Consider the following 26578-nt stretch of genomic DNA (forward strand, 5'->3'; position numbering starts at 1 on the left):
CACAGTATTGTCTATACTTTTATAAAGTAGGATTACTAACATGTTATTTAAATCTTTTATGGTTTAAATTTCTTTACTCATAGCTTTGTTTGTGAGGGTTAATATGAAATGGATGATGGCTTTAACAACAGTGTCTGTAATTGGGATTGGACTTGCGTGCAATTCAATCTATAGCGAATTTAAATTTCTACAATCAAACCAAAATGTGCAAGAGATTTCGAGTAGCATGTATGAGTCCATTATTTGGCACATAGATATTTACAATAACCCCACGTTTTACAGTAAAACAAGCCAATATTTTGATGATGAATTAATAAATACTGTTGAATATCAACAATTACAAATACTCGCAAGCAAACAATCCACACCTATGGTTTATATCAATGTGTCAAATAAAGACTTGTTACAAACAAAACTCCATTTTAGAAAAGTGTTAAAAATAAAAGCGGATACAAAGTTATTCGCTCAACAGAAGTAGGGTCTCTATCTCATCCAAATATTTGTTTAATATTATTAACTGGATCAATGTTAGCGCTGATTTTTCACACGAAGTAATGAAACGCATCTAATATATAAACAAACTAATTACAATGGATCACTAAAATAATGATTAAACATATCGGTATTTTAACCTCGGGTGGTGATGCACCAGGTATGAATACAGCGTTATATGCTGTTGTTAAAACGGCCCAACAATTTAATATAAAAGTAACGGGGATTCGTAAAGGCTATGAGGGGCTAATAAACAACGATTTAATTTCATTAGATGCTACAACGTTACAATCAACAATGCACCTAGGCGGCACAATTTTAAAGACAGCACGTTGTGAAGCTTTTAAAACAGAACAAGGCAGACAAAGCGCAATTAATACAATTAATAAAAACAAAATTGATGCGCTCATTATTATTGGTGGTGATGGAAGTTTTAAAGGCGCTATGTGGCTAACGCAATTATGCCACATACAATGTATTGGTATTCCAGGCACAATTGATAATGATTTAGCGGGAACAGATTATACGCTTGGATTTGATACCGCGGTAAATACATCAATGCAGTGTATTGATAAAATTCGTGATACAGCAGAATCACATAATCGTGTATTTGTGATTGAAGTTATGGGCAGAGACTCCGGCTATATTGCTGCATATTCTGGATTGACGTCAGGCGCAGATTCAATATTAATTCCTGAAAGTAAAAACGATATTATGCATTTAGTAACAGATATTAAAAGCTATCACAATGAACATGCATTTATTGTCGTTGTTGCTGAAGGAGATGAAACTGGAACTGACTTAGTCTGTAAGAAAATAAAAAATGAGAATCCACACATAGATCTTCGCTTAACAAAACTAGGTCATTTACAACGTGGTGGTAACCCAACATCAAATGATCGTATGCTAGCAATTGGGCTAGGCAGTTTGAGTGTACATGCATTAATAGAATATAAAACAGGGATGATGGCAGGGATTGTTAATAACAAATATTGTTTAACTGAATTTGAGCACGTTATAAAAAAGCATGAAATTGCCAATGAGCTTGAAAATTTAATATCAATATTTTGTGGGTCTTAGAGTAGCAAATGGTACAAATGAACCTTATTTAACATAATATAAATTATAGGCTGTTAATATATGGCTATGCTATTTGGTTATATATTCTCCTTATCATTAGATAATCATATTGCAATGTCCAATACTAGACGGTATCGGACATTACTTGTTTTAAGTCAAATAACTTGATTTTATTCGTGTATCTTTCTTGAGCTTCATTATCGCTTAGCATAGTATTAAAAGTACAATTTAAGCTGTACACAAGAAGTAAAAAAGATGGAATTTGTTCGCCCACTCGAACCTATTTTGATCATCGATGATGTTCAAGATATTCGTGACTACTTAAATCAAATCTTAACTCAGCTCGGTTTCGAGGATATTTTAGAAAGCCGTGACTTTGAATCTGCTAAATCACTCATTGAAGAAAAATCACCCAACGTTATTTTCCTTGATATCGAACTACCTGACACAGATGGCACTGAGATATTAGCATTCATAAACGATAATTACCCACAAACTCATGTTGTCATGTGCTCTGGCCACAACAGTTTAGAGAATGTTCAAAATACATGGGAACTTGGTGCGAAAGGATTTATTGCAAAACCTTTTAACGCTAAAAAAGTAGATACCGTAATGAAACGTTTAGAAATTGTAGAGCACTTTTAAGGTCACTATGCACGATACTATTAATGATATTATTGATGATCTTTCAAGTGTTATCTACGGTAAAAATGAGCAAATAAAATTGGCACTTACTTGCCTATTTAGTCAAGGCCATTTATTGATTGAAGATCTTCCCGGGATGGGGAAAACCACGTTATCTCATGCGTTAGCTTCTGTATTAGGTTTATCATACCAACGTGTACAATTTACGAGTGATTTACTTCCTTCCGACATACTTGGTACAAGTATCTTTAATGCAACTGAACATTCATTTGCTTTTCACAAAGGTCCTATTTTTAGCCAAGTAGTACTCGCTGATGAAATTAATCGCGCTGGACCGAAAACACAAAGTGCGTTACTAGAAGCGATGGAAGAAAAACAAGTCTCAATGGATGGAGATATTTACCCCCTACCCAGCCCTTTTTTTGTGATAGCAACACAAAACCCGCTTCATCAATCTGGGACATACCCATTACCTGAGTCACAATTAGACCGATTCATGATGAGAGTTAGCTTGGGCTTCCCAAGCAAAGACGCTGAAAAAAAACTAATTTTAGGTCACAATAATCGAGACTATAAATTATTACCGACTAGAATAAACGCGACTGAGTTGGTTAATATACAAAATGAAATAAAAAAAACGACGCTGTCAGATCCTGTTATTGATTATATTATTGAGCTTGTTACTTACACACGTACCAGTGGTATTTTTAGTAACCCATTATCACCTAGGGCCAGTATTGCTCTTGGAAAAGCGGGTCAAGCATGGGCTTATATTGAAGGTAGAGACTTTGTTACACCTGATGATATTCAAATGATTTTCAAATATGTTACTGCACATCGTTTAGGTATAGATGTGAATAACAGTGAATTATACATTGAACAGCTATTAAACGCAGTCACCGTGCCTTTATAGCAACGCTATATAAGTGCAGCAATGAAAAAGATATATATTCTTAAAAAATTAAAAAATACTTTAATGGCTTTTTTGTTAAAGGATAAACACGATGGCAGTGAATTAGTTTTAAAGCATAATACAATATACGTTTTGCCATCAAAAATGGGCTGTGGTTTTTTAACAATAGCAATACTCAATTTTATTTTGGGAATTAATTATCAAAATAATTTAATACTTGCTATGGCTTACCTAATGTTCGTTGTGCTTGTTTTAGCAATACTCGTTGGTTATAGCAACATGAATGGGTTAACTATTCAATTTAAATCTGCACATTCCCATTACTCCCCTATTTCACCACAGCTTGATTTTGTAATTAACCCTAAGAAAGATTGCCAGTCGTTACAATTTATCTATTCACAACAAACCATACTGACACAAGAAATTATAAAAAAAAGAACTCGCTTAACTGTGTCTCTACCTCATGCTGAGCGTGGACGCTACGCGATTAAGAAATTTAAAATTTTAAGTCAGTACCCTTTCGGGCTTGTATCAGTCTGGAGCTATATGAATTTAAAACACACTGTATTTGTTTATCCGGAGCAGCTCCCCCCAAAGGCTAATTCTATGAATGCCATTAATTCCGGAACTGAAAAAGGTAATGTTAAGCTTAGAAATGGTACGGATGAATTTGAATTTTTAGCTATTCATCAACAAGGAATGAGTTTACAGAGGGTCTCATGGAAACATTATGCAAAGACTCAACAATTAATGATTAAAGAGTTTGAGGATCTTTCAGCTGAACAGCGTGCTTTTGATTTTGCAAATTTAATGGGGACTACTGAGTCAAGGCTTAGTCAACTAAGCTATTTAGTGACACAAGCAAATGTGAAAGGACAAGCATACTCTTTAAAACTAGATGGAAAAATGTTTACTTACAATAAAGGAACAGAACATTTAACAACGTGCTTAGAAGCTCTTAGCTGTTATGGAGACACAATTGAGGATACAGAATGACTCAATTAAAAAATACAAAACCAATTAATCTACTTTTAAGTTTAATTTATTTGGCCGTAGTAATGGCTTTAGCAACTGAGCTGTCTGTCGCTTTTAGCGTTTTATTAGGTTTTTTATGTGTATGGAACTTGGCGATTACGCTTACCAATAAGAAAAAGCCACACACAATACTCGCTAACATACTAGCAGGTTTATGCCTGCTATTCCTACTTTATGACGTAGGCCTCGGTGATACAGTTACATTATTTGTTGCTATGCTCATTTTATCGAGTTTATTTAAATTATTGCAAGCTAGAAACAAAAAGCACTATCAAACAATCGTTTTATTATCGTTTTTCAGCTTATCGACAGTCTATTTATTTTCCCAATCACTCCTTTCTACCCTACTTGTAAGTGTGCTTTATATATTAAATTTTGCTGCGTTAATGTTGATTGAATCAACACATAAAATAAAGCTTGCTGTCAAACAAAGCACTAAAATGCTCGCATTAGCTTTGCCCATTGCTGTATTTTTAGTGATATTTTTACCTAAACTTCCTGCATTTTGGCAGCTACCTGGTCCAAAATTAGCAAAAACAGGCTTATCCGAAAGCGTTAATCCTTTTGATATTGCAAAACTATCTCGTTCGGATGAATTAGTTTTTAGAGCAAAGTTTTCAAATACTAACAAACCAAATGCTCCCTATTATTGGCGGGCGATTATTCATGATCAATTTGACGGCTCAACCTGGTTAGTATCGGACTTTTCAAAGCAACAACAACGAAGTCAAATTGCAGATGCACCAAACGCGCCGTTACTTTCGTATAGCATCATCGCAGAGCCATCTTCGCAACCTTGGCTTTACGGCTTAGAGCAGGCTTATTCTAATTCTGAAAATATAAAAGCCACACAACAAGGCCTTTTAATACGGAAACGCTATTTAAATAATACAATCAATTACGCTGTTACTTCCGCAAACTTTAGTGCTGATGCGCTCAATATATCTTCACGCAATCAAAACCTTCAGGTTGACAATTCAGCTTTAAATAATGTTCAAACTCGGGATTTAGCGTATGAACTTTATAAGACAACTAATAGTGACAAGGTATTTTTTAATAAATTATCAACCTACTTTTTGAAACAAGGCTTTTCCTACACTTTAACACCGGACCCTATGACTAGCAGTAGTGCAATTGATGAGTTTATGTTTAATAAGAAACGTGGGTTTTGTGGTCATTACGCCAGCGCTGCGGCCATGATGTTCAGAACAGTGGGCATCCCTGCCAGAGTTGTTTCTGGCTATTTAGGTGGCGAATTAAATGAACAAGATAATTATTTGAGTATTTACCAATATGATGCACACGCATGGGTGGAGGTGTACATAGAAAATGAAGGCTGGCAAATTTTTGATGCGACAGCAGTTGTATCACCTGAGCGTTTAACAGGATCTTTATCTCAAATAGACTCGCTAAGTGGAGAGTTTACTAATAACTTAAATTTTAGTCTATTAAGGTTCAACCAGATACCTGGATTCAACTGGTTGAGATTAAATTTAGAAAACTTAGATTATACTTGGACTAATTGGGTACTTGGATTTGACCAACAAAAACAAAGTTCACTGCTAAAAAAACTATTTGGAGCAAACCAACTCTGGAAAATCGCGCTATTTTCTCTTTTAGTATTAATAAGTATATTTCTTAGTTACTTTATCTATCTAAATTGGCCTAAGAATACTAAACAGAATCAGCATGTAATGTCCCATTACTTTCTCGAGATAACTACATGGTGTGATAAGCACGGGCTCAAAGCAAAAGCGAACATTACACCACTGCATTATTTATCACTCGCGGCGAATGAATTTCCAAAAAAAGCGGCCTATTTTGCCGAGTTTGCCAGTTTATATTCTAAAATTAGGTATAAAGAAGACTATTTCACATCTCAAGATAAAAAGCACGGCCGTGATCTGGTAAAATTAATTAAAACAAATTCTTAAACTAGAGTGGATTATGAATGCAGTAGTAGTGGGTGTTTTACTTATGCTTGGTTTAACACTTTCACGGGTCAATGTTATCGTTGCAATGACCTTGAGTTCACTAATTGCCGGTTTAACTGCTGGATTGACGCTAAGTGAAACATTAAATGCTTTTAATACGGGTTTATCTGGAGGTGCCGAAATAGCATTGAGTTATGCCATGCTAGGCGCTTTTGCCGTCGCTATTTCAAAGTCAGGTTTAACACGTATTTTGGCAGCTAAGCTGTTATCAAAAGTGACTTATTCAACTAAAGGTGAAACGGCTCTGAGCTATTTTATATTATCCATTATTTTATTATGTGCTATTTCATCACAAAATTTAATACCTGTTCACATTGCCTTTATTCCTATCTTAATACCCCCGCTTTTAATCCTTTTTAATAGATTAAAATTAGATAGACGTGCTATTGCTTGCATTTTAACGTTTGGTTTAGCTACATCCTACATGGTATTACCTTATGGATTTGGCGGAATTTATTTATATTCAATCTTACATAAAAATTTAGTCGAAAATGGACTAGAAATCATTAATACACAAGTGCCTATAGCCATGATAATACCTGCAATTGGTATGTTCATCGGGCTCTTGATTGCAGTATTTATTAGCTACAGAAAACGCCGCGCTTATAAAACAAATGAATTAGAAGAGCAGACAATCAACGTAACTGTTGAGCAGCCAAAAAAAGTATTACTGGTTGGCATAACGGCAGTATTAACATCATTAATAGCTCAGAGTGTAAGTGGCTCTATGATATTAGGCGGACTTGTTGGTGTGATGATTTTTAGTTTATTTGGTATTGTAAAATGGGAGCAAAATAACGACGTATTCAGCAAGGGAGTTGCTATGATGGCAATGATTGGTTTTATTATGATAGCTGCTCAAGGTTTTGCATCGGTTATAAAAGCGACAGGTGACGTTGCATCTTTAGTGCAAAGTGCCGCTGAGATTATTGAAGGCAATCAACCTTTGGCTGCAGCATTAATTTTATTGGTCGGCTTAATGATCACCATGGGAATTGGTAGTTCTTTTTCAACCGTGCCAATAATAGCTACCCTTTTCGTACCATTGTGTTTAGAGCTAAACTTTTCTGTTATGGCAACTGCTGCTCTTGTTGGTACGGCAGGTGCTTTAGGTGATGCAGGCTCCCCTGCTTCAGATTCAACATTAGGCCCAACCTCAGGTTTAAATGCAGATGGTCAACATGACCATATTTGGGACTCGGTTGTACCGACCTTTATTCACTTTAACCTCCCCCTGTTAGCTTTTGGTTGGATAGCGGCAATGGTGTTGTAAAGAGTGAATACAGAATTCTTTATTTGCTTAGCTAAATTTTCTATCTCACTCTATGCTAAGCTTATCTTTATAACATATAAAGTATGATGTGTTCTTCTCCTATAAAATAATAGCACTCACAGAGTACTATTAAATATTTTGTATTTTTTAAATTTAGAAACCGTAGATCATTTTATCGCATACAACAGGCGTTGGCCTGTGGTTGTCATCAACGGCAACAAAAGTAAAACTACCGGTAATAGCAGAATGCTTGTCATCTTTATGCATTGTTTCTAGGAAAATCTCTACATCAACACGTAAACTTGTATTACCAACATGTACTACCTTAGAGATTAGTTCAGCAAAGGTACCAGCAGGAATAGCCTCTTTAAAATCAACTCTATCAGATGAAATGGTTACTAAAGGTTTACGGCAAAAACGCGTTGCAGCAATAAACGCTACTTCGTCCATCCAAGCAAGCGCGTCACCACCAAATAGTGTGTTGTGGTGGTTTGTACGACCAGGAAAAACTGTTTTTGTTACAGATGTAGTTGATTCTATTATTCGTTGTGCAATGATTTCATCGCGATTAACTTCAGTTGTCATGTTCTCTACTTTTTATTCGCTAAGGTGTCTTTCATCATTAGTGCTGGATCTAGCCGCTCGCCCTTCCAGTTAAATCGCCAATCTAAATGTGGGCCAGTTACTCGTCCAGTTGCACCTATTTCAGCAATTTTTTCACCACGTTTTATCTCATCACCTACTTTCACATCTAATTTGCTTAAATGAATATAGGTTGAAGTAACACTGTGTCCGTGGTCTATAATTAGCGTCCCACCAGAATAATATAAATCATTATTAGCAAAAACGACCGTTCCACTTACTGGCGCATACACAGGGCTACCCGTTTTATTAGCAATGTCTAAACCAAAATGAGGACGACGTGGCTCACCATTGAAATAGCGTTGGCTACCATAAACACCTGAAATACGACCTTGCGCAGGTTTATAAACAGGATCGAGGAAATACGTTAAATCTGAATCAACTTTACGGGCATTTCTAACTGCAACCGCTTCACGACTAATACGCTCACTGACTTCTTTTGGTGGAGATACATATTTTTTTGCAACACCAGTGATTTTATCAATATCGTAATCACGTTTAGTGATAAGCAGTTGCTGCTTATGTGTTTTGCCTACTTTGTCTACCCAAGTTAGTTCATGAGTTAACTTAGCATCGCGACCAAAACCAAAAACAAATGTTCCATCAGCCGTGGTTTTTAACTTTTCACCATTGAATGTGACTGATTTCACGCCATCAAGCTGCCCTGTAACTAAACCACCTTGAGTGAGATTACCTTTGAGTTCAACGCCATGTGCAAAAACACTTAATGAGGTTAGGACACACGTAATAATCATTTTACGCATAACAAATAGACCCCTTAGCAACCCCTTCATAAGCAGTCACTTTTACATCTGACTGCGGATTTTCTATTTTAACTTGTTCAGCTAGATAACTAGCAATGCATTCAACGGTTGTATCAATTGGTAATACATCACAACGTGAATCGCTAATAGCCATTTCAAAGTATCCTTGCGCAGCATTGTAAGCAAAACAAAGGTCTAATTCTTTAGCACGGACATGTTTTAATTGTGACGCATCAATTTGATCCTCAGCGGTGGCTAAGTAAATGTCTTGCCATTTGTCTGCCCACTGCTTTTGAATACTTGGCATAGCCATTCCATCTAAAGATACACCTAACTGAGAACGATGCCCGTGTATGATTCGTTGACAATTTCCATCATGCTTTTTAAGTCCATGACTGTAATGATAATAAAAGCTTTTACTGTGTTCAGGTTTTAATTCGATTTCAATTTTATCAATATTGCTTGGTAGCTGAGGCATGATAGTCGCAATTAAAAAATCTATTACGGCTTGCTCATTGATAACAGGTGAATTAATTAAACAATATGCTTGATTAGGGGCTGACATCGCTAAGTGATAGCCTTCACCAAATGTGCAATCAAGCGTCGTATAACCACCATGATTAACGAGTTCCCCATTAATTTGTGATGGAACAGCTAATTTATGATCAATACATTCGTCAATAATGCCTTTGATCTGTTTTTTAACAAGACCAAAATCGAGTACCATAGACTCTTCATTTAACTTACCATGCAGTGTTAAATCAACAATCCAGCTTTCGCCAACTGCGCCTCGTTTATTACACAGATAAGAAAAATCAATTACTGTAAGTGCGTTAACAAAAAGGATCATAAACTTCCTTTATAATGGTTAAAAAATCAAACTGATTATAATGATTTTTACTCGTAATTGCGCGTTCTAATCGCACAATTGGCATGTTCTTTACCTAACAGGTGATATTTCATGCAAAAATATTATTTTTTTAACTGCTCAGAGTTGTTTAGCGTACAAGTGTACGCTAAAGTACTCTGCAATTTCTAAGCGACGAAAAAGAGTTATGGAACCTAAAAATAGCTATACAAAAGAAGAATTGATCCTTTGTGGTCAAGGTGAAATGTTCGGTGAAGGCAACTGCCGTTTGCCAAGTGATAACATGCTTATGATGGATCGTATCATCTCGATCACTGAAGATGGTGGTGAGCATGGAAAAGGTCATATCGTTGCAGAACTTGATATTGACCCAAGCTTGTGGTTTTTCGATTGTCATTTCAAAGGTGACCCAGTAATGCCAGGTTGTCTTGGCCTAGATGCTATGTGGCAACTTGTTGGTTTCTTCCTAGGTTGGTCTGGTGGGCCTGGTTTAGGCCGTGCACTGGGTGTAGGTGAAGTAAAGTTTACAGGTCAAATTTTACCAACAGCTAAAAAAGTAACGTACCGTTTAGATATGAAGCGTGTAATCAAACGTAAATTATTCATGGGTATGGCTGATGGTACTGTTGAAGTAGATGGGCGAGTTATCTATGAAGCAAAAGATTTAAAAGTAGGCTTATTTCAAGATACTAGTGCATTCTAATTTGATTAGACTGTGACAACAAAAACGCCCTCATTCGAGGGCGTTTTTGCTTAAAATTCGTTTATATAATTATGTTTTATACATGTTTCGATTTTCTATCGCTTCACGCCAACCACCTAACCATTCCGATTTAGGGTCTACTTGTTGATAAGGGCAAATATCTTTTGAACGTCCTGCCAAACCTGCTTTAAAACCTTGAGAATGAGCTCTTTCTAACCGATCTCTTTTCTGTCTCTTCATAGGTAAATCCTCACCTTTTATATTTATAAATTTGTAGTGTTAATGACATCTACAATTAATGAATAGTTAATAAAACTGTTAAATTCAAATCATAAAAGCAATTAAATAAATTGACTTTAACTAAGCTGCTGATGCGAAAATGAATTAACATATAAAAAAGCAAAGTGGTCAAACCACTAAAGTACATTCAATATTTATATAAAAAAATTACGACTATCTAATCGCTAACATGCAGTTTCCTGCCTTAAATGTGACCACCTAAATCCGGCTAAAGTTCATCATTAAATTGTAATTATGACAACTTTATTACAAACAACTAATAATTAAGGATTTATATTTTTATAAAGTAAGATTCGAAAAAAATGTGTAAATATCATACAAAACACTTGTGTTTTTAAATACGATCGGTCTAATATGAGCTATGCAAACAAGTGAGCAAAATCCACCAAGACGTGGTCGTCCTCCAAAAGTAGTTCGCAGTAATGCAGATACTAAAGCATTACTTATAACTACAGGGCTTGAAACATTAACCGAGTTTGGCTTTAGTGCCACAGGTATAGACACTATCTTAAAAAAGGTAGGCGTTCCTAAAGGCTCTTTCTATCATTACTTTAAGAGTAAGGATGATTTTGGCTTAACTGTAATTGACGCATACAATGATTATTTTGTTGCTAAATTAAATAGATACTTAAAGCAAGATGATGTGCCTCACTTAGAACGGTTGATAAATTTTACTCAAAGTGCTGCAGCGGGTATGCAAAAGTATAACTTCAGTAGAGGTTGTTTAATTGGTAATTTAAACCAAGAGCTCAATCATTTATCTGATGAGTTTAAAACCAAGCTATTACTTAGCTATCAGCAGTGGCAGCTACAAGTACAACAATGTATTGAAGGTGCACAAGAGGAAAAGTTAGTCAGCAGACAAATTGATGCAGCTCAAATGAGTGAATTTTTTTGGGTGGGCTGGGAGGGCGCTGTTATGCGGGCTAAACTAGTTAAAAACTCACAACCATTAATGCTTTATACAGAAATGTTTTTACGTGCGCTCCTTAGGTAGCGCTTTTTTTTATTAATTAAAAGACGATCGGTCTAAAAGGGTTCGTAATGGAAAATTTGTTCAATGCTATTGTTATCAATAAATCAGATGATATCCCCTACTCTGCAAATTTTAATTCTATAGACACTCATTCGTTACCCGATAACGATGTGAGCATCAATGTATTGTACAGTACACTTAATTATAAAGATGGACTTGCAATTACAGGTAAAGGGCCCGTTGTTCGTAGTTTCCCGATGGTCCCGGGGATCGATCTTGTAGGTGAAGTATCCAGCTGCAAAACAGGTGAGTTTCAACCCGGCGACACCGTAATTTTAAATGGCTTTGGTGTGGGTGAAAAACATTGGGGCGGGCTTGCTCAAAAAGCCTGTTTAAATGCTGACTGGTTAATTCCCATGCCAGCAGGGTTAACGGCAAAACAAACTATGCAAATAGGCACTGCCGGCTATACAGCAATGCTTAGTGTTATCGCACTTGAAAAACAAGGCATCACACCTGAATCCGGTGATATTTTGGTTACTGGCGCTAATGGTGGTGTTGGCAGCTTTGCTATTTATTTACTTAATAAACTTGGTTTTAATGTTGTTGCAGTGACCGGTCGCCCGGAGCAATCTGATTATTTAACAAACCTTGGTGCAAAACAAATTATTCATAGAGATGAATTTTCAAGCCCAGGAAAACCTTTAGCAAAAGAGCGCTTTGCAGCTGCAATAGATTCCGTTGGTAGTCATACTCTCGCGAATATTTGCGCATCTTTAAAATATGGTGGTGTTGTAACAGCATGTGGCCTTGCTCAGGGTATGGATTTACCCGCATCAGTAGCGCCTTTTATTTTACGCGGAGTTTCATTGATTGGGATTGACAGTGTTATGCGCCCCAAAGCTGACCGAAAAGAAGCATGGGATAGGCTCAGCTCTTTAGTCAGAGAAGAATACCTAGACACCATTAGTAAAGAAATAGGCTTAAATGAGGTGATCAAATATGCTGATGAGCTAATGTCAGGTAATGTAAGAGGCCGAATTTTGGTCAATTGCCAAAAACCTTAACTAACAGCCCTCATTATTATAAAGCTGCTAGATAGATGGCAGCTTTCTCTTTTAATTTCTACTATCTAATTATCCATTTAAAAATTATAATTACATTATTAGAAATTGAAATGAGAGTGACCATGAGTAACGAAGAATTATTCGGCAATAACCCGTTGCAAGGCGTTAAACTTGAACAGGTTGTATCTGAACTAGTTGATCAGTATGGCTGGGAATTATTACATGCTTATTTGCAGCTAAATTGCTTCAAAAATAATCCTGACCTTAAGTCTGCGGCAAAATTTTTACGTAAAACTCAATGGGCGCAAGACAAGGTAGAAAACTTTTACCTGTATCGTTTAAAGAACTTACCTAAGCCTGATGATGTCCAGTATCAGCTTCCACCACGTGACCGTGTTATTCCAGAAGATCACAAACCAGGTGAACCATGTGAATTAAGCTTTAGTGATGCAAAACGGATCCAAGCGAAGAAAGAAGCAAAAGACCGAGCCCGTACCCGCAAGCAACGCTCTAACGAAACTAACCCTTGGGGTAACTAGCTAGGTGCTAGCAAAGCATTGTAATTATTAAGCTGGCATTGCCAGCTTTTTTATCAACGTTATATTAAATACTTACAATAAAAAGTTGTTGAAGAACTAGCTATATTTAATAATGCCAACACCTGAGAAAGCTATTTATTGACTGAAAAGTCATTCCACACCCAATTAATGTTCCCTGGCTAATCTTTTGGCTGTAATTTTTAATAACCGCGCTTTTGCCAAAACTCAATCTCTGACATTGCTTCTTGTTCAAACACGGTAAATGTTTTATCCGCAATTATTTTACCGTTAAGCTCTATGGTCATACGCCAATCACCTGTTTTAGTATTGATTGGCTCCCACAGCGTATCACCTAAGTAAAAGTCCCAATCATTATCTTTGACGTATTCAACACCTTCAAATGGCGGCAAAGCAACCCCTTCATCATCTGGGATTTTTGGGTGGTAAATACAATAACGAAGCTTCTCCCCTTTAGCCTTTTTAAAGTTCACGATGAAGCCAAATTCGATATTCAGCTTAGCAGGTACTTTTGTTGTGAACGATTGTATTTGTGGCAAATCTTTGGAGGATGAATCCCACTGAGTGTAAATACCAAAGCTTTGCATTGAAGTAATTGGTTTCGCTTTTGCCATAAATAAAAATTCCATGAAGCAGACTTTTAACTAGGTAGTTTATTGTCTAACACATAACGCTTTGGATCTTTTGGAAAGAAAAAATCATTTTGCTTGTCACATAAACTAAATTCACGGGTATTTTTATAAGGCAATTTCATAAAGCCAGCAACACCAACATCTGTAATACTAACAGCATACTGCATCAACTTATTAAGTAAACGCTTAAACTCTACTTGTTTTGTAGCATCAAGTAACCGATAGTAATGGTGAATTTTCATCCTATCAGGTAACGCTTCAAAAATAATACACCCAGTGTGATGTATTTGATTTAATTCAAACACGCATTTGATAACTTTCTTTGGTAGCTGTAGTTGTTCGTCTGGGTCTTTACCATCTTCAAAATAAGAATGAGGGCGTGTTACTTCCACTTTTTTAATATCCATTACCTCATAATCCAGCTCAGGTAGGTGCTCAAATTTAAAGGCCCCTGTACCATCACGCTCTAATTGAATAGTTTTTCTAGCGTCAAAAAGGCAGCATTTAAACAATCCTTTCTGTTTAATTCCTTGCGCCAGCATAACTGTATTATTAACGGCTTGAGTGAATGCATTTCCCAACGATTTTTCATGCATAATAAGTGACGATTCAATGTAAACAGATTCCTCTTTCCAGTGAAAGCTTAATCCCCCGACCACCGGATATTTAGCTAAGCGACTAATTGATGCTAAGAATGCTTTCTCCGTATCACCCGTATCAAATAAAAATTCTTTATAATATCTGTCTAGTTGTGCATCGTTTACATCTAATAACTGCTGTTTGTGATCAGCTTGGCGTAAGAATTGTTTGCGGGAACTGTAAACGACGGTATCTGGTGATTCATTTTTTTTACTAAACCAAAAAGGAATCGCTGTTTTTTGATCACCATGAAGATCAATATCTGGCAAGAATGCGTTTGCGATCGATGGCATATTTCTTAAGAAATAATCACCCGCTCTATCCCTGTTGGCTTTATTTTTAGACAGCATGCCATCAATTACTTTTGCTAACTCTCGAGGTAAGCCTAAAGAACTTGCAGGTATAACTTGTGCCCCAAACCGACAGGACTGCGCCGATGCCAAAGCATAGAGTGTTGATGCAACACCTTGTTCGTCAAATCGTGGGGACGATTTTTCACCTGACATTTGTTCATCACCAATAAAATACACATCCCCCATACGTGCATTGGTTGAACTTAAATCGCCTGACATAAGATCCATAAAATTGCTTGTAACTGGGTCTCCATAACTGTCTACTTGCGCATAGACAGAGCTGCCCCAATCAACTAACGACAAACCATCAGTTGCTTCATCCCAAACAAGGTTAGATGGCTTGATATCACCATGTACAATCGGTTGAGGAGTAATACCATTTTGGTGATTGCGTAAATCAATTAAAACATTACGTAATTTTAAAGCTAGGCGTGTAATAACCGCAGCATTAAAACGTCCCTTTTTTAGTGATGTTTTTTCAAGGTCTTCGCCCAGTGCTCTCGCCATCATTAAAATACCCTGTTTTTTTATGCGTTCAAAACCATAAAATTGAGGGACTAGCGGATTATCAACTTGAGACAGCATATACGCTTCATCTTCTAGTCTGTCGCGCACACTCTGGGCTAATGTAATCCGTGAAAACTTAAATACCCAAGGTTGTTTCTTTTCATCAAGACCAGCAAATACAAAACCAAATGCACCTGAACCGATCATCTCTACATCAGTATAACCAAGCGTTGTTAGCTTCTTTATGCATATTGTTAACCACTGCCTATGCTTTTTAGCATCATGATGCGACAACAAATACACTGATTGTTCTTCATTAATGTAAAAGTTTTTTATTTCTTTGGCTTTCACTGCCGATCTCATGAATTGAATATGGGTTAGGTTGATTATTCTTTGATTTACTATGATTTTCAATACATTATATTAATTTATAGCGTTAGCGTAATACGAAGATAAAGTTTTAGATACACAATACGAACAGCAAATCACTCATTGAGATGAATGTTCATTCAAAAAATCGATGACGTCTTCTTGTAAATCAAGTTTATCATCTTCACTAAAGTGCAGAATATCCAACACATTGCGTTCTATGATATGCCAGTATGATAGAGGGGTGCCACGTTTTACAATATTAACAATATTTTCGGCCATTTTTAAAATAGCTAAACTAATTTGTTCTTCGGTGTCGGTAATTTTGTCGAGCATTTTTACATCGTGATGAATTAAAATAATATCACAGATTTGTTTTGGTAAATGCCAACTGTTTGCAAAGTAATAACCAATCACGGCATGATTAGTCTTAAACATTCGTTCTTCAATTTCTATGATCGTTTCTTTATTGGTTCGATCAGCATGATGTAACGCTTTAATGTAGTTTTCATACTTAATTGCCATTGGTGGAACACCACAGTCATGAAATAGCCCTAAAGTATATAAAGACTCAAGCGAGACTTTATTTTTAAATTGCTGGCCAATTATCATGTTTACATGCGCTATCTCTGTTGACGTATCCCAAAAACGCTCTAAGCTAATACAGCTATTATCAGTCGAAAACATTTGCTTAAGCTTTAATCCTTGTACTAAAGAATTAACACCATCCCAGCCAAGAAACATAACGGCTTGTTTTATGTCTGAAACGGTTCTAGACAATCCATAAGCAGGTGAATTAATAATTTTCAATATAGCTGCAGAAATAGCGAGATCTTTAACAATAACATCCGCCGCTTCAAACAATGCAGGATCTTCTTTTGCAGCAAGATCTTGCAATTCACTCAGAATTTGCGGTTTAGGCGGGATTATAAAATTTCTGTTTATATCTGATAACACTTGTTCTGTTATTTCTATCATTAAGGTTGGATCCCTATTAGCAGAAAACATAATTTATAATCTTGAAGGAATGTTAATAATAGAAGGTGTTTGGTGAGTTAGCAACAGAAAGCGTTGTTAAATGCATGTTTTTAGTTAAATAAAAATCAATGAGGGTGCCTCGTATTATAATGAAGCACCCTCATTTTAAAAGATTGATTTATAAACGAATGCCGCCATCAATCTCAACAACACGACCTGTAAAAAAGTCGTTTTCGATTATATACTGAGCGGTGTGAGCAATCTCATCAGCCTCACCAAAACGGCCAACTGGCGTCACAGCGAGCATGCGCTGCTTTGCTTCCGGCTTCATTGCATCGGTCATATTAGTGCGAATGACTCCCGGAGCAATAGCGCCGACTCGAATACCAAACCGACCCAACTCTTTTGCCCATCCCGTTGTCATAGCAACAACACCGGCTTTGGAAGCCGCGTAATTTGTTTGGCCAATATTACCAGCACGCGCAACACTGGACATATTAATAATAACGCCACCTTTACCTGATTCAACCATATGCGAAGCCGCTTCGCGTCCAGCTAAAAATACACCAGTTAAATTGACATCAATTACTGACTTGAATTGATCAAGTGCCATTTTGGCCACCACTTTACCTTCTTTCGCCTTGATGAACATGCCATCTCGTAAAATACCGGCATTATTGATTAATACACTAATATGACCAAAATCAGTGTTAATCGTATCAAATGTACTTTCAACTGCCGCTTCGTCTGTTACGTTTGTAACATACCCTTTTACAGTCACGCCATAATCAGCAAGTTCTTTAACGGCTTCATCTAAAACAGCTTGTTGCATATCAATAAGCGCTAAGTTAGCACCTAATTGAGCAAGTTTGTGTGCCATTGCAAAACCTAAACCTTGGGCACCGCCTGTAATGACAACCGTGTTATTTTTGATTTCCACTGGTTACTCCTTTGAGAATAATTTAAAAATGGCACTAAAATCGTCGCTACCAGCGCCTTGATGTTGCAACATGGTATACAAATTTTTAGCCATAGAACCCATTGGTGTTGATGAATTACTTTGTTGAGCCGCTTCCATCGCAAGACCTAAATCTTTTGCCATTAAATCAACCATAAAACCGGGCTTATAATCCTTACTTGCAGGTGCTGTATCCATTACACCTGGGCATGGGTTGTAAAGTTCAAGCGTCCAATTTCGACCTGAACTCGCCATCATAATATCGCTTAAAACTTTTGCATCTAAACCGTTATTGATACCCATTTGTATCGCTTCGCTAGTGCCTGCCATTAAAATGCTCAGCAACATGTTATTGCATATTTTAGCAACTTGACCTGCACCGATATCCCCCGCATGAAAAATGTTTTTTCCCATGTCAGCCAGCACTGGTTGCGCTTTTTCGAAATGTGCTACTGCACCACCTACAATAAAGGTAAGCGTACCGGCAGTGGCTCCAGCCACGCCACCAGAAACAGGAGCGTCAACAAAAGCAATGCCTTGTTCACCAAGTTCTGAACCCAGCTCACGCGCGGATGCGGCATCGATTGTCGAACAATCGATGACCAGTGTTGTTTCGGCTAACACATTGATTAAACCTGTATCACTCAAATAGAGTGATTTAACATGTTTACTTGCAGGCAACATGCTAATCAATACATCTACATTGGTTGCGCATTGGTTAGCATCAATGGCAGCTTCTGCACCTTGCTCAACCAATTGACTTACAGCAGTGGTGTTTAAGTCAAAAACCGTAACACGATGCCCTGCTTTAACAAGGTTTGCAGCCATGGGGCCGCCCATATTACCAAGCCCAATAAATCCGATAGAAAGTGACATAACGTTATCCTTGTGTAAGTTGTTTTAGTGGATGTGATAGTTCATCCCAACGGGCAGTAAAAAAGCTATCAACAAGCTGATTTGGAATATCTGAGAGTGTTTTATATTTCCAATTTGGTGCACCATCTTTATCAATCAACAATGCACGAACCCCCTCCTGAAACTCACCTACTTCTCCACAACGAACAGACATGCCTAGCTCCATCTGAAAACATTCACCTAGGCTTTTACCTTTTGATGAATCTAGTTGACGTGAAACCAATTCGCAGCTTAATGGGCAGCCGTGCTTCAACGATTTTTGAGCGCGAGTAAGCCACTTATCCTCAGTTTCAAGAGTTAGGATATACGCAATTTTGTCGTTTAATGTACTGAAATCACCAAGCTTTTGAATTAAAGATAAATTAGACTTTACATTACCTTTGGGCAGTCGGCCCGATAGTTGATCTAACTCGTTGAGTATTCCTGTCAATTTGTCGTGATTTAATGAAGCTGTTTTCCCCCATTTTGTTTCCACTAACTGCGCAAGAAGTGTGTCGTATTTTTCGGCCTTAACAAAATGGTCAGCAAGTGACACAAACATTGCATCTTCACAGTTAATAGAAGCGGCTGTTAGCCCTAAAAATAGACCCACATGCTCAGGCATTTTATGTAAAAAATAACTGCCCCCTACATCTGGGTATAAACCAATCGTTAATTCAGGCATGGCAATACGTGATGTTTCTGTGACAACACGGTGGCTAGCCCCAGCCATTAGACCCAAGCCTCCTCCCATTACAATGCCATTACCCCACACTAATAACGGCTTTTCATAGCAATGAATTAAATGATCAAGGCGATACTCTTGAGTAAAAAAATCTTCAACTAGTTTATTAGGCTCATTTGCGCTCATAGCTTTGTGTAAACTTACTACATCTCCCCCGGCACAAAATGCTTTTTCACCCGAACCTCTTAGTACCACCATTGCAATATTACTATCATCGGCCCACGCTTTTAACTGCGGCTCTAAAAGTGTAATCATATCAAAATTAAGTGCATTGAGTGATTTCGGTGAGTTAAGCGTAGCGATACCAATTAAAGCACCGTTCATTGCCGTTGCCGTTTCGAACAACACCGGCGAATCATGGTTATTCAGTTGCACTAAATCGACCATTAGCCATTCACCCAATTTGCTTTGCGTTTTTCTAAAAAGGCATTCACCCCTTCACGCTGATCTTCTGTATCAAATAAGCCAACAAACAACTCACGCTCTAAAGGTAGCGCATGAGCCATAGGTTGAGTACGACCTTTTTGGATCAGTAACTTACATGCACTGACAGCTACAGGGCTTTGATCCGCAACTTGATTAGCAAGTTTTAAAGCGGCAGCAAAGCTTTCACCTTGTGGCACAACATCTTCAACTAAACCAATTTGTAATGCCTTGTCTGCTTTAAGGCGGTCACCACATAAAATCATACGTTTAGCCCAACCTTCTCCGACTAACCATGCAAGATTCTGCGTACCTCCTGCACAAGGTAATAACCCAACTTTTGCTTCAGGGAGTGCCATTTGTGCTTGTTCTTCAGCAATACGAATATCACATGCTAGAGCGACCTCAAGCCCCCCGCCCATGGCATAACCATTAATAGCCGCAATAGACACACCTCTAAAATCAGATAGTGCTTCAAACGCATCACCAAATACTTTTGACATTGTTGCTGCAACACCTTTATCACCATCAGCAAATACATTTAAATCTGCACCAGCACTAAAGAACTTTTCTCCTTCCCCTGTAATCACGAGTGAATAAATATTTTTATTATCATTGAGCTCATTCACTGTATTTCTCAAAGCAATTAGCGTGTCTTGTGTCCAGGTATTTGCTGGCGGATTTGACATCGTTAAAATTGCTACATGACCTTCAATGGTTAAATCAATACTTGGGTTTGACATGATGTGCTCCTTATAAAATATCAGCGGCTGATTGAGCTAAAATACGACGAGCAATGATCACTCGCATGATTTCGTTTGTACCTTCTAAAATCTGGTGAACGCGTACATCTCTTACATGGCGCTCTAACGGGTATTCTTTAATATAACCGTAACCACCATGGATTTGCAGTGCTTCATTACACACAGTAAAACCAATATCTGTCGCAAAGCGTTTTGCCATTGCACAATACGTTGTTTTTTCACTGTCACCTGTATCAAGTTTAAAGGCGGCTAAACGTACCATTTGACGAGCCGCAACAAGTTCAGTGTTCATATCTGCAATCTTAAATTGCAGTGCTTGAAACGCAGCTAGTGGTTTTCCAAACTGTTCTCGCTCTTTTAAATATTCGCGTGCTGTTTCAAGTGCTGCTTGAGCTGTACCAATTGAACACGTCGCAATATTAATGCGACCGCCATCAAGACCTTGCATTGCAAACTTAAAGCCTTCGCCTTCAGAACCCAATAAATTTTCAGCAGGTATTCGGACATCTTCAAAACTAATCAAGCGTGTTGGCTGTGCATTCCAGCCCATTTTTTCTTCTGCTTTACCGTATTCAATGCCATTAGCATCTGCTGGTACTACAAATGCAGAAATCCCTGCTGCACCTTCATCCCCTGTTCGTGCCATCACAACAAGTACTTCAGTTTCGCCCGCACCTGAGATGAACATTTTAGAACCGTTAATAACGTATTCATCACCTTGTTTTATTGCTTTAGTTTTTAATGAGGCTGCGTCAGAACCCGACCCTGGTTCAGTTAAACAATATGAGGCAAGTAATTCGCCCATTACAAGCTGCTCACAGTATTGCTCTTTTATTGTATCTGTCCCAAAACTGGCAATCATCCAAGTCGCCATATTATGGATTGTTAGCATAGCAGTGGTTGCTGTACAGCCCATTGCAAGTTGCTCAAATATAATACTTGAATCTAAACGAGATAATCCTAGACCACCTGCCTCCTCTGGTGTATATAAACCACAAAAACCGAGCTCACCCGCTGCTTTTATCGTGTCTTTAGGAAAAATGTGTTCACGGTCCCACTTAGCTGCATGAGGGGCAAGTTCTGACTGAGCAAACTGACGCGCTGTTTGAGCAAATGCTTGCTGATCTTCTGTTAAATTAAAGTCCATTGGCGACCTCTTTATAATTAAATGTTGTCAAAATAAGTGAAGGGCGACGAAAGCATCATACTTGGTATGAGATAGCTTACGTGCCCCTCTTTTTTATTATTGTTATTTAAGATTAATGCTCATATTTGGCCCAGATGCTATATCATCTTCAAACCAACGGGACGTAATGGTTTTAGTCTCTGTATAAAAACGAATTCCCTGTTTACCATAGGTATGCGTGTCACCGTAGAAAGACCCTTTCCACCCCGTGAAAGAGAAAAATGGAAGTGGAACAGGGATAGGCACATTAATCCCCACTTGACCCGCTTCGATTTCGTGTTGAAACTTACGCGCAACAGCACCACTTGAGGTAAATAAAGAGGTACCGTTACCGTATGGCGAATTGTTAATTAACTCAATTGCTTCATCAAGGGTATCGACAAACATGCAGGCGAGTACAGGGCCAAAAATCTCTTCGTTATAAAGATCCATTTCGGTTGTGACATCTGTAAATAATGTAGGACCTACCCAGTTACCTTTTTCATAGCCTTCGACGGTAAAATCAGAACCATCTATTAGGCATGTTGCGCCTTGTTCTTTACCACCTTGAATGAGTGATAAGATACGTGCTTTTGCCGCTGCAGACGTTTGCGGACCGTAAGCGGCATCTTTATCATCCCAAACGCCAGGGCGAACATTAGCAAAGCCAGCTTTGATATCTTCAACCCAGTCTTTGGCTTGACCAACAAATACTGCAACAGAGATACCCATACAGCGTTGACCTGCAGCACCAACTGATGCGCCAACAAGATTATTTACTACATGTGAACGGCTCGCGTCTGGCATTATAACCATGTGATTTTTAGCACCAACGCACGCCTGTACACGTTTTAAATTCGCGGTGCCTTTTGAATAAATGTATTCACCAACACCACATGAACCAACAAATGATATGGCACGAACCGCCGTATCTTCAAGTAGGCGATCAACTTGAGGTTTAGTCCCATGAACAACCTGTAGTACTCCTTTAGGTGCACCCGCTTCAACAAATAGTTCAGCCAAACGCATTGGCGTTAAAGGATCTTGCTCGGATGGTTTTAAGATGAACGTATTACCGCATACAATGGCAAGTGGGAACATCCACAACGGAATCATCGCCGGAAAGTTAAACGGTGTAATACCTGCACATACACCCAATGGTTGCATATATGAATAAGTATCAATTTTGCGCGCCACATTTTCCATGGTTTCACCCATCATCAATGATGGTGCGTTTGCTGCTTGCTCAACTACTTCAATACCGCGCCACACATCCCCTTTTGCATCTTCAAATGTTTTACCAAGTTCATGACAAATAATAGTTGCAAGTTCATCATGATGTTCTTTTAACAAGGCAGCGTATTTCATCATAATGCGAGCACGCTCAGTTATCGGCACGTCTTTCCATGTTTTAAATGTTTCTTTGGCTGACTCAATCGCTACATCCATTTCAGCATCCGTTGCACACGGGACATGTGCTAACACTTCTTGGTTTGCAGGGTTAACAACATCAATAAGTTGGTCTGATGTTGATTGAATAAATTCGCCGTTGATGAATAATGGTACTTGGTGCATTGTGCACTCCTCCCCAGAGGGTGATTAGTTAAGCCGCAGTAAATTGTTATTAAAATGGGTTGCGGCTCTAAGTTTATAAAATTAGTTTTTAAATTGCTTCGACTGCGAGCGCCACCGCTTCTCCGCCACCAATACACAAAGAAGCCACACCTTTTTTAAGGCCACGGTTTTTAAGCGCATGAATAAGTGTGACTAATATACGGGCACCACTTGCACCAATTGGGTGACCAAGAGCGCACGCGCCACCGTTAACATTTACTTTAGCTGCATCGAGTTTAAGTTCATTAATGGCCAGCATAGTAACCATCGCAAATGCTTCATTGATTTCCCAAAGGTCTACATCATCTGTTGACCAGCCTGCTTTCGTTAACAGCGTATTCATTGCACCAACTGGTGCCATGGTGAATTCACTCGGTTTTTGCGAGTGTGTACTATGAGCTACGATGCGACACAAAGGCGTTAAACCTTGCGCTTTAGCATGTGTTTCGCTCATTAAAATTAATGCAGCACCACCATCTGAAATTGAGGATGAGTTAGCCGCAGTTATAGTGCCATCTTTTTTGAAAGCAGCGCGTAAACTAGGGATTTTGTCTGGACGAGCATTACCCGGTTGTTCGTCAACGCTAACTGTCACGTCGCCCTTACGAGTTTGTATGGTATGAGGTGCAATTTCATCATTAAAGCTGCCATTATCAATAGCAGCATTTGCTTTACTTAATGAAGAGAGTGCAAATTCATCCATTTGATCACGACCGATACCATATTCATCTGCTGTATCTTGGGCAAAACAACCCATTGCTTTTTTGTCGTAAGCATCTTCTAGTCCATCAGACATCATGTGATCTTTGATTTCTCCATGACCCATTCGCATACCGCCACGGGCTTTAGGAATAAAATACGGCGAATTAGTCATGCTCTCCATACCGCCAGCAATTGCACTGTTAATTGAACCTGCTTTAATCAAGTCATGCGCTAACATAGCCGCTTTCAAACCTGAGCCACACACTTTATTAATCGTTGTGGCGCCGGTTGCACGCGCTAAACCAGCTTTAAGCATGGCTTGGCGGGCCGGAGCTTGTCCTAAACCTGCTGGGAGTACACAACCCATGATAACTTCATCAATTGCACTGTCGTTTAAACCAGTCTGTTCAAGTGCACTCGCAATGGCTGTTGCACCAAGCTCTGTGGCATCAGCACCGCTAAGTGCTCCCATAAAACCACCCATTGGGGTACGTTTAGCTGCTACAATAACAACGGCGTCGGTAGTCATAAAAAAGCTCCATTTAATAATCGGCAGTATCTAGTTAATTTTTAGATCAGCCAAACAATTCGTTTATATTCTGCATATGAGCATACATAATATTTACGTTTACGCCAACGTAAATCTAAAATCAAGATTTTTGCGCACAATAAAAGTGTAAACTTATCTTTATTTTGCTGTAGCTATTCGCGAACAACCCCTCTGCAGTCCCAGTAAACAATGCTTATATATAAAATCATAGTCCGTTGGTTATTCGTCTAAAGTATAACTTCTACAATCCACTTTACCTTTACGTAAACTTCACTTATATTGGTGTTATTCGAATGAGGTAAGAACACTATGAATCCAGATAATCAAACAAACTTTGCAAGTTCAGCCACTGAGCCTGCGAGTAATGAACAAACTTTTAGCATCAGTGAATTAGCGAAAGAGTTTGATATTACAACGCGCTCAATACGTTTCTATGAAGATCAAGGCCTGATCTCACCAGAACGTAATGGTCAAACACGTATCTATTCAAAGCGCGATAAAGTCCGCTTAAAACTAATTTTACGCGGTAAACGTCTAGGATTTACGCTCGCTGAAACAGGTCGGTTGTTTGAACTTTATGATGCGGATAAATCAAGCGCTAAACAGCTAGTAACCATGCTTGATTTGATTGCGGATAAAAAGGCAGACCTCAGCCAGCAAATGGATGATATTAAAGTTGTATTGATGGAACTAGTGACTGCGGAACGACGTTGCCGCGATACCTTAAATAAATTAGATGAATAACTATTAAATTAAAATCAATTCATTAACAGACTCTCACACAGGAATGAATCATGAGCACTATTTCACTATATAAAGAAATGAACTTCGGTCTTGGCGAAACAGCAGATATGATCCGTGATCATGTTAATAGCTTTTCAAGTCAAGAAATTGCACCTTTAGCCGAGCAAACAGACATCGATAACACGTTTCCAAATCAACTGTGGCCTCAGCTAGGTGAAATGGGTTTATTAGGCATGACAGTACCTGAAGAATTAGGGGGAGCGGGCCTTGGATACTTAGAACATGTCATTGCAATGGAAGAAGTTAGCCGAGCGAGTGCGTCTATTGGGTTAAGTTATGGTGCTCATTCAAACCTGTGCGTTAATCAAATAAACCGTAATGGCTCCCAAGCACAAAAAGAAAAATATTTACCAAAACTAATCAGTGGCGAACACATTGGTGCACTGGCAATGAGTGAACCCAATGCGGGATCTGATGTCGTATCAATGAAATTAAAAGCCGAGAAGAAAGGTGATAAGTACATTCTTAACGGTAATAAGATGTGGATCACCAATGGTCCAGATGCAAACACCTTAGTGATCTACGCCAAAACAGATTTAAATGCAGGCGCTAAAGGTATTACCGCGTTTATTGTAGAAAGTAGCTTCCCAGGCTTTTCAACGGCACAAAAGCTTGACAAGCTGGGTATGCGTGGCTCTAACACCTGTGAACTTGTATTTGAAAACTGTGAAGTACCTGAAGAAAACATTCTTGGTAATTTAAATGAAGGCGTGAAAGTACTCATGAGCGGCCTAGATTATGAACGCGTCGTACTTGCAGCGGGACCTCTTGGCATCATGCAAGCGTGTATGGATATTGTTGTTCCATACATTCATGAGCGTAAGCAATTTGACACGCCAATTGGTCAGTTTCAACTCATCCAAGGAAAAGTCGCTGATATGTACACACAAATGAACGCAGCCCGTTCATACGTATATACCGTTGCCAAAGCGTGCGACCGCGGCGAAACAACACGAAAAGACGCCGCAGGTGCAATACTATACGCCGCAGAACTCGCGACAAAAATGGCACTTGATGCGATTCAAATTCTTGGTGGCAATGGATATATCAATGAATACGCAACGGGACGCTTACTGCGTGACGCGAAGCTTTATGAAATTGGTGCTGGTACCTCAGAAATTCGCCGCATGCTGATTGGTCGTGAACTTTTCACTGAAAGCAGATAAGGACTG

The 26578-nt window shown here is 38.4% G+C and carries 27 protein-coding genes; 13 read left to right on the forward strand and 14 right to left on the reverse strand.

Annotated elements, in window-relative coordinates; all coding sequences use genetic code 11:
• Nucleotides 1-103 precede the first annotated feature (103 nt).
• From ATS75_RS02215 to ATS75_RS02245, 7 genes are all read left to right on the forward strand, one after another.
• Entirely contained in the window at nt 104-478 is a 375-nt protein-coding gene (locus ATS75_RS02215; RefSeq protein WP_058558787.1) for a hypothetical protein, read from the forward strand.
• 128 nt (nt 479-606) lie between these two features.
• Nucleotides 607-1572, forward strand: a complete 966-nt coding sequence (locus tag ATS75_RS02220) for an ATP-dependent 6-phosphofructokinase (RefSeq protein WP_058558788.1) — start codon at nt 607-609, stop codon at nt 1570-1572.
• A 255-nt stretch (nt 1573-1827) separates the two neighbouring features.
• Nucleotides 1828-2217 carry a response regulator gene (locus ATS75_RS02225; protein WP_058558789.1) on the forward strand — a complete coding sequence of 130 codons (390 nt, stop codon included), beginning with the start codon at nt 1828-1830 and terminating at the stop codon, nt 2215-2217.
• A gap of 7 nt (nt 2218-2224) precedes the next feature.
• The gene (locus ATS75_RS02230; RefSeq protein WP_058558790.1) at nt 2225-3130 is read left to right on the forward strand and encodes an AAA family ATPase; all 906 of its coding nucleotides are present in this window, start codon (nt 2225-2227) and stop codon (nt 3128-3130) included.
• Between the two features lie 21 nt (nt 3131-3151).
• Nucleotides 3152-4126 (forward strand): DUF58 domain-containing protein, encoded by a 975-nt coding sequence (locus ATS75_RS02235; RefSeq protein ID WP_058558791.1) that lies wholly within the window; start codon nt 3152-3154, stop codon nt 4124-4126.
• Complete coding sequence (locus tag ATS75_RS02240) at nt 4123-6099, forward strand: transglutaminaseTgpA domain-containing protein (RefSeq protein ID WP_058558792.1); 1977 nt, start codon at nt 4123-4125, stop codon at nt 6097-6099. The genes ATS75_RS02235 and ATS75_RS02240 overlap by 4 nt, the downstream gene beginning before the upstream one ends.
• Nucleotides 6100-6112: 13 nt before the next feature.
• A complete protein-coding gene (locus ATS75_RS02245) occupies nt 6113-7432 on the forward strand; it encodes a Na+/H+ antiporter family protein (protein ID WP_058558793.1) in 1320 nt (439 codons plus the stop codon).
• 153 nt (nt 7433-7585) lie between these two features.
• Here ATS75_RS02245 and ATS75_RS02250 read toward each other — a convergent pair whose 3' ends face one another.
• The 3 genes from ATS75_RS02250 to ATS75_RS02260 are packed head-to-tail and all read right to left on the reverse strand — an operon-like array spanning nt 7586 to nt 9688.
• Nucleotides 7586-8017, reverse strand: a complete 432-nt coding sequence (locus ATS75_RS02250) for an acyl-CoA thioesterase (protein ID WP_058558794.1) — start codon at nt 8015-8017, stop codon at nt 7586-7588.
• Nucleotides 8018-8022: 5 nt separating this feature from the next.
• Nucleotides 8023-8838, reverse strand: coding sequence for a M23 family metallopeptidase (locus ATS75_RS02255; RefSeq protein ID WP_058558795.1), 816 nt, complete (start codon nt 8836-8838; stop codon nt 8023-8025).
• On the reverse strand, nt 8831-9688 hold the full coding sequence (locus ATS75_RS02260; RefSeq protein WP_058558796.1) for a 6-carboxytetrahydropterin synthase: 858 nt from the start codon (nt 9686-9688) through the stop codon (nt 8831-8833). The genes ATS75_RS02255 and ATS75_RS02260 overlap by 8 nt, the downstream gene beginning before the upstream one ends.
• A gap of 205 nt (nt 9689-9893) precedes the next feature.
• Here ATS75_RS02260 and fabA point away from each other — a divergent pair, with 205 nt between their 5' ends.
• Nucleotides 9894-10409 (forward strand): bifunctional 3-hydroxydecanoyl-ACP dehydratase/trans-2-decenoyl-ACP isomerase, encoded by a 516-nt coding sequence (fabA, locus tag ATS75_RS02265; RefSeq protein ID WP_058558797.1) that lies wholly within the window; start codon nt 9894-9896, stop codon nt 10407-10409.
• A gap of 69 nt (nt 10410-10478) precedes the next feature.
• Here the strand turns inward: fabA and rmf are convergent, their stop codons facing one another.
• Complete coding sequence (gene rmf, locus ATS75_RS02270) at nt 10479-10649, reverse strand: ribosome modulation factor (protein ID WP_058558798.1); 171 nt, start codon at nt 10647-10649, stop codon at nt 10479-10481.
• Nucleotides 10650-11070: 421 nt separating this feature from the next.
• Here rmf and ATS75_RS02275 point away from each other — a divergent pair, with 421 nt between their 5' ends.
• The 3 genes from ATS75_RS02275 to ATS75_RS02285 all read left to right on the forward strand — a co-directional run bounded on the left by ATS75_RS02275 (nt 11071) and on the right by ATS75_RS02285 (nt 13291).
• Nucleotides 11071-11706, forward strand: coding sequence for a TetR family transcriptional regulator C-terminal domain-containing protein (locus ATS75_RS02275; RefSeq protein ID WP_058558799.1), 636 nt, complete (start codon nt 11071-11073; stop codon nt 11704-11706).
• Between the two features lie 47 nt (nt 11707-11753).
• Entirely contained in the window at nt 11754-12752 is a 999-nt protein-coding gene (locus ATS75_RS02280; protein WP_058558800.1) for an MDR family oxidoreductase, read from the forward strand.
• A gap of 122 nt (nt 12753-12874) precedes the next feature.
• Complete coding sequence (locus ATS75_RS02285) at nt 12875-13291, forward strand: VF530 family DNA-binding protein (protein WP_058559071.1); 417 nt, start codon at nt 12875-12877, stop codon at nt 13289-13291.
• Nucleotides 13292-13491: 200 nt separating this feature from the next.
• On the opposite strand, the gene ATS75_RS02290 is transcribed toward ATS75_RS02285, so the two are convergent.
• The 10 genes from ATS75_RS02290 to ATS75_RS02335 all read right to left on the reverse strand — a co-directional run bounded on the left by ATS75_RS02290 (nt 13492) and on the right by ATS75_RS02335 (nt 24581).
• The gene (locus ATS75_RS02290; RefSeq protein ID WP_058559072.1) at nt 13492-13923 is read right to left on the reverse strand and encodes a DUF3859 domain-containing protein; all 432 of its coding nucleotides are present in this window, start codon (nt 13921-13923) and stop codon (nt 13492-13494) included.
• 26 nt (nt 13924-13949) lie between these two features.
• Entirely contained in the window at nt 13950-15791 is a 1842-nt protein-coding gene (locus ATS75_RS02295; protein WP_058559073.1) for a protein kinase domain-containing protein, read from the reverse strand.
• Between the two features lie 138 nt (nt 15792-15929).
• A complete protein-coding gene (locus ATS75_RS02300) occupies nt 15930-16787 on the reverse strand; it encodes an HDOD domain-containing protein (RefSeq protein ID WP_058558801.1) in 858 nt (285 codons plus the stop codon).
• Nucleotides 16788-16965: 178 nt separating this feature from the next.
• Nucleotides 16966-17727, reverse strand: a complete 762-nt coding sequence (locus tag ATS75_RS02305; RefSeq protein WP_058558802.1) for an SDR family oxidoreductase — start codon at nt 17725-17727, stop codon at nt 16966-16968.
• 3 nt (nt 17728-17730) lie between these two features.
• The gene (gene mmsB / locus ATS75_RS02310) at nt 17731-18621 is read right to left on the reverse strand and encodes a 3-hydroxyisobutyrate dehydrogenase (RefSeq protein ID WP_058558803.1); all 891 of its coding nucleotides are present in this window, start codon (nt 18619-18621) and stop codon (nt 17731-17733) included.
• A gap of 4 nt (nt 18622-18625) precedes the next feature.
• On the reverse strand, nt 18626-19771 hold the full coding sequence (locus ATS75_RS02315) for an enoyl-CoA hydratase/isomerase family protein (protein ID WP_058558804.1): 1146 nt from the start codon (nt 19769-19771) through the stop codon (nt 18626-18628).
• The gene (locus ATS75_RS02320; RefSeq protein WP_058558805.1) at nt 19771-20550 is read right to left on the reverse strand and encodes an enoyl-CoA hydratase; all 780 of its coding nucleotides are present in this window, start codon (nt 20548-20550) and stop codon (nt 19771-19773) included. The genes ATS75_RS02315 and ATS75_RS02320 overlap by 1 nt, the downstream gene beginning before the upstream one ends.
• A gap of 10 nt (nt 20551-20560) precedes the next feature.
• A complete protein-coding gene (locus ATS75_RS02325; protein WP_058558806.1) occupies nt 20561-21718 on the reverse strand; it encodes an acyl-CoA dehydrogenase family protein in 1158 nt (385 codons plus the stop codon).
• A gap of 102 nt (nt 21719-21820) precedes the next feature.
• On the reverse strand, nt 21821-23311 hold the full coding sequence (locus ATS75_RS02330; RefSeq protein ID WP_058558807.1) for a CoA-acylating methylmalonate-semialdehyde dehydrogenase: 1491 nt from the start codon (nt 23309-23311) through the stop codon (nt 21821-21823).
• An 88-nt stretch (nt 23312-23399) separates the two neighbouring features.
• Nucleotides 23400-24581: an acetyl-CoA C-acyltransferase gene (locus ATS75_RS02335; protein ID WP_058558808.1), complete on the reverse strand. Its 1182-nt coding sequence runs from the start codon at nt 24579-24581 to the stop codon at nt 23400-23402.
• Nucleotides 24582-24911: 330 nt separating this feature from the next.
• Here ATS75_RS02335 and ATS75_RS02340 point away from each other — a divergent pair, with 330 nt between their 5' ends.
• The gene (locus tag ATS75_RS02340) at nt 24912-25346 is read left to right on the forward strand and encodes a MerR family transcriptional regulator (RefSeq protein ID WP_058558809.1); all 435 of its coding nucleotides are present in this window, start codon (nt 24912-24914) and stop codon (nt 25344-25346) included.
• Nucleotides 25347-25396: 50 nt separating this feature from the next.
• Nucleotides 25397-26572, forward strand: coding sequence for an isovaleryl-CoA dehydrogenase (locus ATS75_RS02345; protein ID WP_058558810.1), 1176 nt, complete (start codon nt 25397-25399; stop codon nt 26570-26572).
• The last annotated feature ends 6 nt before the right edge of the window (nt 26573-26578 follow it).

Source organism: Pseudoalteromonas sp. H105 (assembly GCF_001469215.1).
Classification (GTDB): domain Bacteria; phylum Pseudomonadota; class Gammaproteobacteria; order Enterobacterales; family Alteromonadaceae; genus Pseudoalteromonas.

Coding starts and splice junctions, on each gene's coding strand:
- ATS75_RS02275 (WP_058558799.1), top strand. CDS start 11,071: ATGCAAACAAGTGAGCAAAATCCACCAAGACGTGGTCGTCCTCCAAAA.
- ATS75_RS02335 (WP_058558808.1), bottom strand. CDS start 24,581: ATGACTACCGACGCCGTTGTTATTGTAGCAGCTAAACGTACCCCAATG.
- ATS75_RS02280 (WP_058558800.1), top strand. CDS start 11,754: ATGGAAAATTTGTTCAATGCTATTGTTATCAATAAATCAGATGATATC.
- ATS75_RS02225 (WP_058558789.1), top strand. CDS start 1,828: ATGGAATTTGTTCGCCCACTCGAACCTATTTTGATCATCGATGATGTT.
- mmsB (WP_058558803.1), bottom strand. CDS start 18,621: ATGTCACTTTCTATCGGATTTATTGGGCTTGGTAATATGGGCGGCCCC.
- rmf (WP_058558798.1), bottom strand. CDS start 10,649: ATGAAGAGACAGAAAAGAGATCGGTTAGAAAGAGCTCATTCTCAAGGT.
- ATS75_RS02230 (WP_058558790.1), top strand. CDS start 2,225: ATGCACGATACTATTAATGATATTATTGATGATCTTTCAAGTGTTATC.
- ATS75_RS02235 (WP_058558791.1), top strand. CDS start 3,152: ATGAAAAAGATATATATTCTTAAAAAATTAAAAAATACTTTAATGGCT.
- ATS75_RS02250 (WP_058558794.1), bottom strand. CDS start 8,017: ATGACAACTGAAGTTAATCGCGATGAAATCATTGCACAACGAATAATA.
- ATS75_RS02325 (WP_058558806.1), bottom strand. CDS start 21,718: ATGGACTTTAATTTAACAGAAGATCAGCAAGCATTTGCTCAAACAGCG.
- ATS75_RS02215 (WP_058558787.1), top strand. CDS start 104: ATGAAATGGATGATGGCTTTAACAACAGTGTCTGTAATTGGGATTGGA.
- ATS75_RS02300 (WP_058558801.1), bottom strand. CDS start 16,787: ATGATAGAAATAACAGAACAAGTGTTATCAGATATAAACAGAAATTTT.
- ATS75_RS02220 (WP_058558788.1), top strand. CDS start 607: ATGATTAAACATATCGGTATTTTAACCTCGGGTGGTGATGCACCAGGT.
- ATS75_RS02345 (WP_058558810.1), top strand. CDS start 25,397: ATGAGCACTATTTCACTATATAAAGAAATGAACTTCGGTCTTGGCGAA.
- fabA (WP_058558797.1), top strand. CDS start 9,894: ATGGAACCTAAAAATAGCTATACAAAAGAAGAATTGATCCTTTGTGGT.
- ATS75_RS02260 (WP_058558796.1), bottom strand. CDS start 9,688: ATGATCCTTTTTGTTAACGCACTTACAGTAATTGATTTTTCTTATCTG.
- ATS75_RS02290 (WP_058559072.1), bottom strand. CDS start 13,923: ATGGCAAAAGCGAAACCAATTACTTCAATGCAAAGCTTTGGTATTTAC.
- ATS75_RS02315 (WP_058558804.1), bottom strand. CDS start 19,771: ATGGTCGATTTAGTGCAACTGAATAACCATGATTCGCCGGTGTTGTTC.
- ATS75_RS02245 (WP_058558793.1), top strand. CDS start 6,113: ATGAATGCAGTAGTAGTGGGTGTTTTACTTATGCTTGGTTTAACACTT.
- ATS75_RS02330 (WP_058558807.1), bottom strand. CDS start 23,311: ATGCACCAAGTACCATTATTCATCAACGGCGAATTTATTCAATCAACA.
- ATS75_RS02320 (WP_058558805.1), bottom strand. CDS start 20,550: ATGTCAAACCCAAGTATTGATTTAACCATTGAAGGTCATGTAGCAATT.
- ATS75_RS02285 (WP_058559071.1), top strand. CDS start 12,875: ATGAGTAACGAAGAATTATTCGGCAATAACCCGTTGCAAGGCGTTAAA.
- ATS75_RS02340 (WP_058558809.1), top strand. CDS start 24,912: ATGAATCCAGATAATCAAACAAACTTTGCAAGTTCAGCCACTGAGCCT.
- ATS75_RS02255 (WP_058558795.1), bottom strand. CDS start 8,838: ATGCGTAAAATGATTATTACGTGTGTCCTAACCTCATTAAGTGTTTTT.
- ATS75_RS02240 (WP_058558792.1), top strand. CDS start 4,123: ATGACTCAATTAAAAAATACAAAACCAATTAATCTACTTTTAAGTTTA.